Source organism: Bacteroides sp. HF-162, from assembly GCF_015679285.1.
GTDB lineage: Bacteria > Bacteroidota > Bacteroidia > Bacteroidales > Bacteroidaceae > Bacteroides > Bacteroides uniformis.
Genome location: NZ_CP064937.1, coordinates 3628151 through 3640422, shown reverse-complemented (window position 1 = coordinate 3640422; position 12272 = coordinate 3628151). Strand labels below are relative to the sequence as shown.

Below are 12272 nucleotides of genomic sequence, written 5' to 3'. Positions count from 1 at the left end.
TTATCTGTTTTTTGAGTAAGTAATCATCGTAATAAATAAGCAAGAATATGAAGACAAATATTATAGGTGTTATCATCGCATTGGCATTGGCATTTGCAGGCGTAATTTGTGCATGGGGACAAGATAACAAAGTGAGTGAAGTACGTAAGGTGGAGGCATTCTCATCCATCAGGATAACTTCTGTGGGTACGGTTTATTTCACACAGAGCGACAGTTACTCCCTACAGATTGAAGGACGGGAGAAGTACGTGAAGAATACGGAGAGCACAGTGAAGGATGGTCATCTCACCATCGGCTTCAAGGATAAGAAGGTGCGCAACCAAAATGACGGTGTTACCATCCGTCTCTCGGCTCCGGACTTAAAGATGGTGGAATTTATCGGTGTGGGTGAATTCAACTGTGAGGAACCCTTGAAGCTGGATAAGCTGGAGTTTGAAGTGAAAGGCGTGGGTGATGTACATGTGAAGGATTTGACTTGCCGTGACCTGAGGGTGGCTTTACGTGGTGTGGGCAGTGCCGACATCCATGTAGTTTGCGATTATCTCTCTGCCAAAGTAGGTGGAGTCGGTGAAATTACTTTGAGTGGAACTGCCGGGCATGCTGACATTTCTAAAGGAGGCATAGGCGAGGTAAATACTGATAATTTGAAAATAGGCCGTTGAGATGATAAAGCAATTTTTCACACAAGCTTGGGCACAGTTGCGGCAGCAACCGATGATTAGTGCCGTCACCATAGCCGGTACGGCACTTGCCATCTTCCTCATCATGCTGGTGGTGATGATGCAGCAGGTGAAGGTGGCCCCGTTTGCCCCTGAAAGTAACCGTGACCGCTTTCTGCACGCCCATTATATGAGCATTACCAACAAGAGTTGGGGCGATGGAACCAGCAACGGACCGATGGGTATAAAGACGGCGCTCGAGTGCTTTAAATCGCTGAAGACACCGGAAGCGGTAACGATTTATACCTGCATGGTGGTTTCTACCCCCGTGAATCTGCCGGGACAACCTGCAACGGGTATCGATTTGTTGCAGACAGATGATACCTTTTGGCATGTATTCGATTTTTCGTTTGTTGCAGGAAAGGCCTATGACCGGGCTACGTTCGACGCCGGACTGCCCGTGGCAGTGATTACGGAAAGTGTGGCGCGCCGGCTATTCCAGACAACGGAGGCCGTGGGCCGTGAATTCCTCTTGAACCATGCTCCTTATACAGTGGCCGGCGTAGTGAAGGATGTTTCTACTTTAGCCAACACAGCTTACGCGCAGGTATGGGTACCCTATACCTCTACTGAGATAACGAAGGATACCTGGAGCGACGAACACATGGGGATGATGAGCGTCACCATCCTGGCAAAAAGCCGCGAAGATTTTCCAGCCATCCGCGAGGAAACGGAGCGCCGCCGTCAGGAGTACAACACGATAATCGGTGAGAACGGTTATTCGTTGATTTACCGCAACCGTCCCTACGACCAGGAGAAGAGTGCCGCGGGCATGGCTGCCAACATCGAACCGGACGTGGACCAGGCGCGCAGACAGCGCCTCATTATCTTCATCATCCTACTGATTGTTCCTGCCATCAACCTCAGCTCGATGACACAGAGCCGTTTGCGCCAGCGTGTGGCTGAGATCGGTGTACGCCGGGCATTCGGTTCAACAAGACTGGAACTGATGAGGCAAATCATTGCAGAGAATTTGGTGGTGACACTGTTGGCAGGGATTCTGGGATTGTTACTGAGCGTCGTGTTTGCTTATTTGGGAAATACTCTGCTGTTTGCCCAGGAATTCAGCCAGACGCTGAGCCCTCCCGCCGTGGATGCAAGTATATTGCTGCATGGCTCTACTTTTGGCTGGGCACTGCTGTTCTGCTTTGTGCTGAACTTATTGAGTTCCGGTATTCCCGCATGGCGTGCATCGAGGGTAGGCATTGTAAATGCATTGGGTGGACGCTTGCATAAATAATCCCGTGTCACTAAACATTAATCGCTGAAGAAAATGACTAAGAAACTTCTTATACAGATAAAGAATGAATGGCTCTCAAACCTATGGTTGGTGCTGGAGCTGCTGGTGGTGAGCGTAGTGATGTGGTACGTGGTGGACTATCTCTATACTCGCGCCGCTACCTACCTGGAGCCGAAAGGCTTTGATATCGAGCATTGTTACCTCATCGAGTTGGGTGAACTGACACCCAAAAGCCCCGACTACATAGCCGGGCATACCTCTCAGCAGACCCACGATGACATAGCCAAGTTGCTGGAGCGTCTGCGCCACCGGCCAGAGATAGAGGCGGTGAGCCTTTCACAGAATTCGTACCCTTACAATGGAAGCAATTCAAGCGCTGAAGTGAGCTACGATACGTTGCGTTCTCCCGGTTGGACTATCCGGAGGTTGGTGACACCGGATTTTCCCCGTGTATTTCGCTATCGGGGCACGCGTGGCGAGACACCCGAACAATTGGCTGAAATGTTGGAACGCGGAGATTTCATGGCTTCGGACAACCTTTTTAGTAAGTATGACCGTAGGATGACCGACTTTGTGGGCCAGCGGTTCCATCTCTTTGGGGACACAACGAAGACCTACCGGCTGGGTGCCGCATTGCAAGATGTACGCTATCACGATTACGACCAGGCACGAAGCTCATATTCCATGATGGTGAAGCAGAATTTCTACTATGTCGGTCTCGAACTTTGTGTCCGTGTCCGTGAAGGGCAGGACAATGACTTCATTGAGAGGTTGAAGGCAGACAGTGAGAGCCAGTTTCGCGTAGGAAACATCTTCATTTCGGAGATACGTTCTTTCAAGGACATCCGCCGCAACTTCCAGCAGGCATGGACCAATGATATCCGTAACTATGTGATGGGTATGGGATTCCTGCTGCTGAACATCTTCCTCGGCTTGCTCGGAACATTCTGGTTCCGTACGCAGCAACGCCGTTCGGAAATAGCGCTGCACAAAGCGCATGGAGCGACAGACCGTGCCATCTTCATCCGGCTGCTTAGTGAAGGGATATTATTGTTGGCAATTGTCACTCCTGTTGCATTGCTCATCGACTATAATCTGGCGAATCTGGAATTGAACTCCTGGAGGAACGGTACGACATTGGAGTGGGGCCGTCTGCTGCTCTGTGCCGCGATCAGCTTTGTGTTGATAGCCCTCATGATTATTATCGGCATCGGCATCCCCGCCCGCAAGGCGATGAAGGTACAGCCCGCCGAAGCTCTGCACGACGAATAATTTAATTTTCAATTTTTAATTATTTATGATACGTCTCTACTTTCAGCAAGCCTTCTACCATTTGCGGGAGAATCCCATTATCACTTGGGTGTCCGTGATAGGTACCGCTCTTGCCATTTGCATGATTATGGTGCTTGTCATCACCCTGCAAGTACGTATGGTAGATTGTGAGCCGGAGATAAACCGCTCGCGTTCGCTTTATGTTTCTACCATGGCAGTAAGGTATAAAGGAACTGACCATGGGGCATATGGGCACATGTCTGTACAGACGGGTAAGGGATGTTTTAAACAGCTTTCTACGGCAGAGGCCGTCACGCTTATATCTTTACCGGAAAAAGTGCGTGTGTCGTTGCTCGCTGGAGCAAAGCTGACAGCGGATATGGTGCAGACGGACGAACAGTTCTGGCACATCTTCCGTTTCCGTTTTTTGAGTGGTAAAGGTTTCAGCAAGGCAGACAGCGATGCCGGAATACCTTGTGCCGTTATCTCGGCTACCGTGGCGCGTCGGTTGTTCGGCACTACGGAGGTAACGGGGCAGACATTGCAACTGAATCATGTGGATTACCGGGTTTCAGGTGTCGTGGCCGATGTTTCCATGCTTGCCACTTCAGCATACGGGCAAGTGTGGGTACCTTATAATTCGACCGATGCTGCTGGTTTTGCCTGGTGGGAAAATACGATGGGGCAGATGAAGGCTGTGATATTAGCACATTCGTCGGCCGATTTTCCGGCTATTCGTGAAGAGGCGGAGAGATTGCGCCTTGCGTATAACGCCGGTCTATCCGAAGCGGAAACCTTTTATCGTGACCAACCCGATGGGGTGTTTGCCAATCTGTATCGTAAATGGGACCATTTGCCGGATATGAAGGGGATTGTTTTGCGTTACGCGCTTGTCATCACCATCTTGCTACTGGTGCCTGCCATCAACCTTTCTTCCATGACCCTCTCGCGGATGCGGAAGCGTATGAGTGAAATCGGGGTACGCAAAGCTTTCGGCGCTACGGGTAGTGAACTGGTAAGACAGGTGTTTTTCGAAAACCTGCTGCTCTCTCTGTTGGCGGGTATGCTGGGGCTGGCTTTGAGTTACGGTGCTACTTTTTTATTGAACGGCTTCCTCTTTGGCAATAGCGCCAATGCCTATTTAAATGGAGACACTTCACTGACACCTGGCATGTTACTTTCTCCATGGGCTTTTCTGTCGGCTTTCGGTTTCTGTTTGCTGATGAATTTGCTTTCAGCCGGTATCCCGGCATGGAGGGCTTCGAGGATGAATATAGTGGATGCAATCAATCAGAGGGGGGAATGACATATGAAGAATATATTGGTTCAGATTAAGAATGAATGGCGTTCCAGCCTTTTCCTTTTTACGGAACTGCTGCTGGTCTTTGTGGTGCTTTGGTACATTGTGGACTGGACACTGGTTACTCTTCGTGTTTACAATGCCCCGATGGGTTTTGATACGGAACATTGCTATAATATTGCAGTCAGTAAGCTTACTCTCAAGTCTACTGCTTATAATTTCGATTTGACCAAGGACGATGATATGCGGCATCTTGTGGAACTTGCCGAACGTTTGAGGCATCGTCCAGGTGTGGAAGCTGTGGCACTTTCTCAGAATTGCTTTCCTTATAATGACGGTAGCAACGGTCTCAATCTGGGGCTGGATACTATATCGGAGAATGTTCATCTGCTTTGGGTGGAACCTGATTTTTTCCGTGTGTTCCGTTATGGTAGCTCGGATGAGGAGATGTTGACCCACATGGCCGCTGCCATACGGGATGACCATATGGTCGTTTCTTCCAATCTTTTTGCAGCCTATCCTGAATTGCACCTGAACAATGCAGCTTCTTTACAAGACCGTGAACTTACACTGTTGAATTTCGGTAGTGATGAACGGTGCCGCGTAGGGGCTGTCGGCACACCCGTACGTTGGTCGCACTTCTATACTTCTTCAGAGTGGGGAGGTACTTATGCAGCTTTGCATCTTAACCTTGACAGACTGAAAGAATATGGAAATCCACGATACATCACTCTCAGTCTTCGTGTCCGTCCTGATGCCGATTCCGGCTTTATGGAGAAGCTTATGGAGGATGCTGACCGCCTCTATCAAGTAGGGAATCTCTATCTGCTCGATGTAACTTCTTTCAAGGATTTGCGCGAGATATGCGAACGTGAGGACATGAATGAAGCCAAAACCCAGCTTTGTGTGCTCGGCTTTCTGTTGATGAATATTTTTCTGGGCGTTATCGGCACTTTCTGGTTCCGTACACAGCAGCGTCGCCGTGAAGTGGCACTCCGTATGGCTATGGGAAGTTCGCGTCAAGGTGTCTTCCTCCGTCTGATGTCGGAGGGTATATTGCTGCTTACCCTTGCAGCCGTTCCTGCCGTCATTATTGCCTTCAATGTGGGAATGGCGGAGTTGGTGGATGTTGAGAAACTTCCTTTCGGCGGAGGGCGTTTTCTGGCAGCTGTTGTGGCAACCTGGTCGCTTATGGCTGTCATGATTGTTGCAGGTATTTGGTATCCGGCAAGAGGTGCCATGAAGGTGCAGCCTGCCGAAGCATTACATGATGAATAGAAAGTTATGAAACAAATTTTAGCTCTTATCCGCCAGAATCCCTTTTTCAGTGCTGTTTCCGTCATCGGTACGGCAGTGAGCATCACCTTTGTCATGGTCATTTACATGGTGTATGACATCCAGACGGCTGACTTGGCTCCTGAGTCGCACCGCAGTAGTATGGTATATTCTTCTTATGGATATTCTTACCGTAAGTCCGACCGCAGCAATTCCAATACGGGTATGTCTTATCGGGCTGTCAACGCTATTTTTAAGGAACTTCCGGGAGCAGAACTTGTCACCTATCTGGGACCTACCTATCTTAGATACTGTGGGGAGTCGCCAGCGCGGGGAATGCGCCGCACGGTTCGTCAGGTGGATTTGAACTATTGGCGTGTCTACGACATCCCTCTTGTGGCAGGTCGTCTTTTCAGTACCGAAGAGTTCGATGCTTGCCGGGATGTTGTGGTTATAGGTGAACAGCTTGCCCGCGAAGCTTTCGGGTCTGCCGAAGCAGCCATTGGCAAGAATTATTTTGTTAACTTTCGCCCTAAACGCATTGTGGGGGTCACCAAAGATGTGAGCTCTCTGTTCACATTTGCCTATGGAGAGTTGTGGATGCCTTATTCCACCCGGAATTCCGATTTGGGCAGTGAAGGGCTACGGGGAGATTTCGAGGCTGTGGCCCTTGTCAGGCCCGGTGTCGGTAGAGAGGAGCTCAAGCGGCAGATAGAACAGTCGCTTGCCCGCTTCAACGAGACACTGACTGAGTATAAACTGGAACTTCCCGATCTCAGCACTTATACGGAACGGCAGTTCTTCCGTAATGATACGATGAGCCCTGCCGTAACCTGCATAATTCTGGGTCTGATATTACTGATTGTACCTGCTATCAATGTCAGCGGACTTATATCTTCGCAAATGTCCCGTCGCATGGCTGAGCTTGCGGTAAGGAAAGCATACGGTGCCAGCCGTTCTACTTTAATGGTGCAGTTGCTCCGTGAGAATCTGGCTTTGGCATTTGCCGGCGCATTGCTCGGTTTTCTCTTTTCATGCATATTCCTATGGCTGGGTAAGGATTGGATGCTTGGCTATGGCGCTCCCGGAACGAATTTTGATGTAAGTGTCTGGCTTTTCTTCCGTCCCACGGTTTTCGTGGCTGTATTGGTGGTGTGCCTGTTGTTCAACCTGCTTTCTGTGTTTATTCCGGCCTGGCATGCCACCCGCCGTCCCATAGCCGAGGTTCTTGGTGGAGAATGAACGGATAAACGAATCCCAATTAAAAAAACAGTAACGAGTATGATACATTCTATTTTACATCAGATATGGAACCAGCGCCGCAGTAATGGCTGGCTGTTTGCCGAGCTGTTGATTGTATTTACATTGATGTGGTATTGTGTGGATGTGCTCTATGGCTTTACCCATGCAGAACGGCAGCCTAAGGGGTATGATTTGGAGCATGTCTATAAGATAAGGATTTCCTGCAACCCCACACAGATAGTACCGTGCACGTCGGAAGACAGTCTGCAGACCTTCTGGTTCAAACCGATGGAGGAGGTGCTCCGGCGTATCAGGCAATATCCTGCTGTGGAGAGTGCGGCCATGTGGTTGGGTACCGATACCTATACCCGCGGGCGTGTTTACCAGGGGTATACGACGGACAGCGTACATGTTGTCGAGACTACAGTACGCTATGTGTCTCCAGAATATTTCGACGTCATGCGCATTCCGTTGTTGCAGGGGAATGTCGTAGACTGGAATTCCACTGCTAGTCCTTTGCCTGCCGTGGTGACCTGTGATCTGGCAGACAGCCTTTTTCAGACAAGTACTGGGGCGGTGGGCCGCGAGTTCCTGGATTATTACAGCGGAGGTCTCCGTTACCGTGTCTCTGCAGTCTGTGCCTTGCAGAAGACGGATGATTACGCCCGTTACGGACCTTTTGTTCTGACTCCTTTCCCTGGTTGGTTCTATGAGGCCCAGTACCTTCCGTTCATCTCCCTACGGATACGTCCGGAGGCAGATACGGATAATTTTGCAGCCTGTTTCTATCAGGATATGACGTCGCAGCTGCAGGTCGCTCCATTCTATCTTTTCGACATACAGAGCTATAAGGACCAGAAGATAGAACGGGATGCTGCCGAAGGAATCACCCCATATATCCGTAGTGCAAGGCTCATTGTGATATTCTTCGTTTTCAATGTATTCATTGGGCTGATGGGAACTTTCTGGTTCCGTACCCGCCATCGTCGCAGCGAGATTGCCTTGCGCATGGCCATGGGCAGCAGCCGTGGAAGGATACGTTGGCAATTGCTGGGTGAAGGGTTGCTGCTGTTGGCGCTTGCTTCTATCCCGGCTTTGATAATATGTATTAACATGGTTATGGCAGATGTCACTTTTACAGAAGCCACGGATGCCACTTGGGGGAGATTTGTCATATGCGTTTCTATTGTCTGGGTATTGATGGCACTAATGGTGATTGCAGGAATCTGGTATCCGGCTTCACGGGCCATGGAGGTGCAGCCTGCCGAAGCATTGCATGATGAATGAGTTTTTTTTGAGTAATCTGTACTCATTCTCAATATAACTTGTATATTTGCGTGACGAATAAGAGTTTTTGCGTTGAGTATACAAAATCTATATTATGATGAAACGCCTTTTCTTTCCATTGCTTGCAGGCTTGTTGTGGTTGATGTCGGGAACACTTTCGGCTGCGGAACGTACGTACAATGTACTTTTCATACAGTCTTATACAAAAAATACTCCTTGGCACAGCCTCCTGACAGAAAATCTGGAGAACGGACTGAAAAAGGGGGGAGTTAGAGCCAATATCATTACCGAATATCTGAATGCCGATTACTGGTCTTTCGCTTCCGAATGTTTCATCATGCGCCGCATTTGCCAGCGTGCCAGGCAACGGAAAACGGACTTGATTGTGACTTCCAGCGATGAGGCTTTCTTCACATTGACCCATTGCGGTGATTCCCTGCCTTATCAGATACCGGTGGTGGTTTCGGGCATCAAATACCCGGATGAGAGGGTCTTTGAAAGAATGCCCAACGTCTCTGGCTATGTTTCGAAAACGGATTTCGATGTCTTGCTGGATGCGGCTGTCCGTATGTTCCCTTCCCGCAGGGAGTTGGTTTGTCTGTCCGACAGCAGTTTCCTGAGCCTTAAAGGGGTCAGGGCTGTGGAAGACTCTTGGGAACGCATAAAAAGCAACTATCCGGAGCATGAGTTGAAAGTGCTGAACGTGCAGGCCAAGTCCTTGAACTCTATCATCACTTCCATTTGCTATGACTACAATGCCTACAAGCATATTGTTATAGCTCCCAAATGGATTCCTTTTCTTTCCTTGAAGTTGAAGGCTCCCGTGTTTACCAGCCAGAACCTGGCTATGACGAACGGTGTGCTGTGTGTGTATGATGCCGTTCCCGGAGAGGATGCCTTTGCTGCCGGCCGGCAGGCTGCAAGTATTTTGAAGGGCAAGTCACCCGCCTCATTGGGAGTAAAGGACTTTGGGGGCAAGTTGCTGTTCGATTACAAACAGTTGCAGTTTTTCCGTGTGGACACGAACCGTGCGGAGAGCAAGGGCATCATTTTGAATATACCGTTGATGGAGCGTTACCGTGTCTGGTTCATTCTGTTCTATTCGCTGATTGTCGGGGCATTGGTGCTGCTGGTTGCCTGGCTTTTCCGTGCCAACCGCAGGGAGTCGCGTAAGCGCATACATGCCCAGACCCGCTTGTTGATACAGCACCGCCTGGTGGAGCAGCGCGACGAGTTCGACAATATCTTCTGTTCCATTCGCGACGGCTTGATTACGTATGATACCGACCTGCGCATCCATTTTGTCAACCGTCCGTTGTTACAGATGCTGGGACTTTCTTCCGAAACCTATACGTCCCGTTTCTATGAAGGGCAGATGGCCGGCTCCATTTTCAGGATTTACATGAATGGAGAAAACATCTTGCAGGACTTGTTGAAGAAAGTACGTACCGGAAAGAGACCTATTTCTATTCCGGAGAAAGCCTTCATGCAGGAAAACCATCAGGGAACGTATTTCCCCGTTTCCGGCGAGGTAGTACCTATCTTTGCCAATGAAAAGATGACGGGAATGGCGATTGTATGCCGCAATATCTCCGAAGAAGAGATGCAGAGACGCTTCTTCAATATGGCGGTGGAGGAAAGCTCCATTTATCCGTGGCAGTACAACATGCATATGAACCGTTTCCATTTCCCGGGTGGATTGCTGCGCCGTTTCGGGTATACCGGTGATACGGACTTGCTGGCACGTGATGAGATGGACACCCTTATACATCCGGAAGACTTGCTGCATACGCGCAGGAATTTTGATGCCATTCTGTTGGGCAATGAAATCAATTCACGGATGAGTTTCCGGTTGAAGAGTGCGGATGGGAGCTATGAATGGTGGGAGTTCCGCAGTACCGCTTATGACGGACTGACGGTTGATACCCCATACATGGTATTGGGAGTATGCCAGAGCATCCAGCGTTACAAGGATACGGAAGAGGCCTTGATTGCCGCACGTGACCGTGCCTTGCAGGCCGACAAGCTCAAATCTGCGTTTCTTGCCAATATGAGCCATGAGATACGCACCCCTTTGAATGCCATTGTCGGCTTCTCGGATTTGTTGAAGGATTTGGACGCTTTTTCTCCGGAAGAGGTAAAGCAGTTCGTCGAAACAATCAACATCAACTGTACATTGCTGTTGGCGTTGATAAACGATATTCTGGACCTCTCGCGCATAGAATCGGGCACGATGGACTTTAAGTTCGGAGCATTCAATCTGGCGTTCATCATGCAGGAAGTCCATGAATCCCAGCGTCTGAGTATGCCTCGGGATGTAGAGCTACGTATAAAGATTCCGGAAGGGGAAGACAAATTGGTCATCACCGATTCCGTCCGCTTGAAGCAGGTCGTGAACAACCTGATAAACAATGCCAAGAAATTCACGGTAACGGGCAGCATCACCTTCGGCTACGTCACGAACCGGGAAGGATATACCACCATCTTTGTCGAAGACACGGGAAGCGGTATCTCCGAAGACGCCCAGAAACATATCTTCGAACGCTTCTACAAAGAAGACAGCTTTACGCAGGGTGCCGGTTTGGGGCTGAGCATTTGCCAGACCATCGTAGACCGCTTGCATGGTTCTATCTCGGTCTCCTCAGAGTTGGGAAAAGGAACGCGTTTCGAGGTGGTGATACCGGATGCGAACGAATAATCATTCAATCCGTTTGCAGGCATTGGCTTGCAGAAACTCCTCCAATATATCCTCGTAATTGCCGTGTAACATGATGTGGTGGTTGCCCAGCGGTGTCTTGAGGAAATAGTCGGCAGGGGAGTTCATTTTTATCCGTACTTGGGTGCGGCACATATTGATGTAGTTTGTATTCTCAACAAGCGTGCCGGTGCTCAGGTAATATTCGTCCAGACTTTCGTTCCCGCATTTCACGATGGTTACATCTCCTGTCGGCAGGATTCCCTGAATACCGATGCCGATTTCCGTCTCAAAATGGTTGCGTATGATGAACTGCTCCGTTTGTGCGATACCGATGGTACAATGTGCCAATATGATTTCATTGGTACGGGCATTTATCATGGAAGGATTGGCCATGAAAGAGTTCTTCCCTGTCAGCACTTTTACGGCCAGCATGGTGAAGACGGATTGCAAATCGCCTTCACATCCGGCAATGATTCCTTCGTCGTTCAGCAAGGCAAGGGCAAGGCAGCCGGTGGTTCCCGTTTGGTCTATCAGACGGAAGCAGCTGAGGGTAATGGCGCTCAGTCGCTCTTCCTCTACAATCCTCTTGATGGCTCGATACAGCCGCATGGCCTTTATCATGTCTTCGGGGCTTGCCTCTCGGCAGGCAAGCGCTTTTCCTGCCAGTCCGGCGCATGCTTCGCCCACCTCGTCGTCCGTTATCTGTCCGTAGTATTCATAAATGCGGTCCAATGAGACGTCTGTGTACTCGATACCCCAGCGGCGTTTGGCAAGCAGATAATCCACATTGCTGGCAATGAGCCAACTGGACGGAGTGCCCATTACGCCGATGCGCATGCCGAAAAGGCTGCGTTGTGCCATGAAATTGCTGTGCAGGACAAAAATACGCTTGATGGTTTCGGGGAGCTCTCCGTGAAGAATCTCGCTTTTCATTCCCCGGCCGCGCAGCCAGGAAGATATTTCGAGAGCGGCGGCCAGTGAGTTCTGCATGCCGTCTGCCAGGAGGATGGCGGGGCGGGGAAGGGATTCGAAATGCTGGATTACCAGCCGTTCCACACCTCCGGTGGCAATGAATATAATACTGAAGTCATCGGGTGATAACTTGTCTATATCTTTGTAATCAATGAAGTTGACGGTAAAGTATTTTTCCAATTCAGTCAATATCACTTCGTGGGAGCTACGGACTGATGCTTGTTTATGCAGTATGGAAGCAAAAGTTATAAGGTTGATGACCATGGT

General features: G+C 49.7%; 9 protein-coding genes. 8 read left to right on the top strand and 1 reads right to left on the bottom strand.

Annotated features, from left to right (window positions below; all coding sequences use genetic code 11):
* The first annotated feature begins 47 nt into the window (after nt 1-47).
* The 8 genes from ITJ87_RS15325 (at nt 48) to ITJ87_RS15290 (ending at nt 11033) form a co-directional block, all read left to right on the top strand.
* The gene (locus tag ITJ87_RS15325) at nt 48-662 is read left to right on the top strand and encodes a GIN domain-containing protein (protein WP_117601246.1); all 615 of its coding nucleotides are present in this window, start codon (nt 48-50) and stop codon (nt 660-662) included.
* A 1-nt stretch (nt 663) separates the two neighbouring features.
* The gene (locus ITJ87_RS15320; RefSeq protein ID WP_117601245.1) at nt 664-1959 is read left to right on the top strand and encodes an ABC transporter permease; all 1296 of its coding nucleotides are present in this window, start codon (nt 664-666) and stop codon (nt 1957-1959) included.
* A 33-nt stretch (nt 1960-1992) separates the two neighbouring features.
* Nucleotides 1993-3231: an ABC transporter permease gene (locus ITJ87_RS15315; protein ID WP_117601244.1), complete on the top strand. Its 1239-nt coding sequence runs from the start codon at nt 1993-1995 to the stop codon at nt 3229-3231.
* A 25-nt stretch (nt 3232-3256) separates the two neighbouring features.
* Nucleotides 3257-4537 (top strand): ABC transporter permease, encoded by a 1281-nt coding sequence (locus ITJ87_RS15310; protein ID WP_117601243.1) that lies wholly within the window; start codon nt 3257-3259, stop codon nt 4535-4537.
* A 3-nt stretch (nt 4538-4540) separates the two neighbouring features.
* A complete protein-coding gene (locus ITJ87_RS15305; RefSeq protein ID WP_117601242.1) occupies nt 4541-5809 on the top strand; it encodes an ABC transporter permease in 1269 nt (422 codons plus the stop codon).
* Nucleotides 5810-5815: 6 nt separating this feature from the next.
* The gene (locus tag ITJ87_RS15300) at nt 5816-7048 is read left to right on the top strand and encodes an ABC transporter permease (RefSeq protein ID WP_117601241.1); all 1233 of its coding nucleotides are present in this window, start codon (nt 5816-5818) and stop codon (nt 7046-7048) included.
* Between the two features lie 39 nt (nt 7049-7087).
* Nucleotides 7088-8335: an ABC transporter permease gene (locus ITJ87_RS15295; protein WP_117601240.1), complete on the top strand. Its 1248-nt coding sequence runs from the start codon at nt 7088-7090 to the stop codon at nt 8333-8335.
* Between the two features lie 94 nt (nt 8336-8429).
* The gene (locus ITJ87_RS15290; protein ID WP_117601239.1) at nt 8430-11033 is read left to right on the top strand and encodes a PAS domain-containing sensor histidine kinase; all 2604 of its coding nucleotides are present in this window, start codon (nt 8430-8432) and stop codon (nt 11031-11033) included.
* Here the strand turns inward: ITJ87_RS15290 and ITJ87_RS15285 are convergent, their stop codons facing one another.
* Nucleotides 11034-12269, bottom strand: coding sequence for a fucose isomerase (locus tag ITJ87_RS15285; RefSeq protein WP_117601238.1), 1236 nt, complete (start codon nt 12267-12269; stop codon nt 11034-11036).
* Nucleotides 12270-12272 lie beyond the last annotated feature (3 nt).

Excerpts from the sequence above, each read along its gene's own strand:
- ITJ87_RS15295 (WP_117601240.1), top strand. The coding sequence starts at position 7,088 with ATGATACATTCTATTTTACATCAGATATGGAACCAGCGCCGCAGTAAT.
- ITJ87_RS15320 (WP_117601245.1), top strand. The coding sequence starts at position 664 with ATGATAAAGCAATTTTTCACACAAGCTTGGGCACAGTTGCGGCAGCAA.
- ITJ87_RS15290 (WP_117601239.1), top strand. The coding sequence starts at position 8,430 with ATGATGAAACGCCTTTTCTTTCCATTGCTTGCAGGCTTGTTGTGGTTG.
- ITJ87_RS15310 (WP_117601243.1), top strand. The coding sequence starts at position 3,257 with ATGATACGTCTCTACTTTCAGCAAGCCTTCTACCATTTGCGGGAGAAT.
- ITJ87_RS15325 (WP_117601246.1), top strand. The coding sequence starts at position 48 with ATGAAGACAAATATTATAGGTGTTATCATCGCATTGGCATTGGCATTT.
- ITJ87_RS15285 (WP_117601238.1), bottom strand. The coding sequence starts at position 12,269 with ATGGTCATCAACCTTATAACTTTTGCTTCCATACTGCATAAACAAGCA.
- ITJ87_RS15315 (WP_117601244.1), top strand. The coding sequence starts at position 1,993 with ATGACTAAGAAACTTCTTATACAGATAAAGAATGAATGGCTCTCAAAC.
- ITJ87_RS15300 (WP_117601241.1), top strand. The coding sequence starts at position 5,816 with ATGAAACAAATTTTAGCTCTTATCCGCCAGAATCCCTTTTTCAGTGCT.
- ITJ87_RS15305 (WP_117601242.1), top strand. The coding sequence starts at position 4,541 with ATGAAGAATATATTGGTTCAGATTAAGAATGAATGGCGTTCCAGCCTT.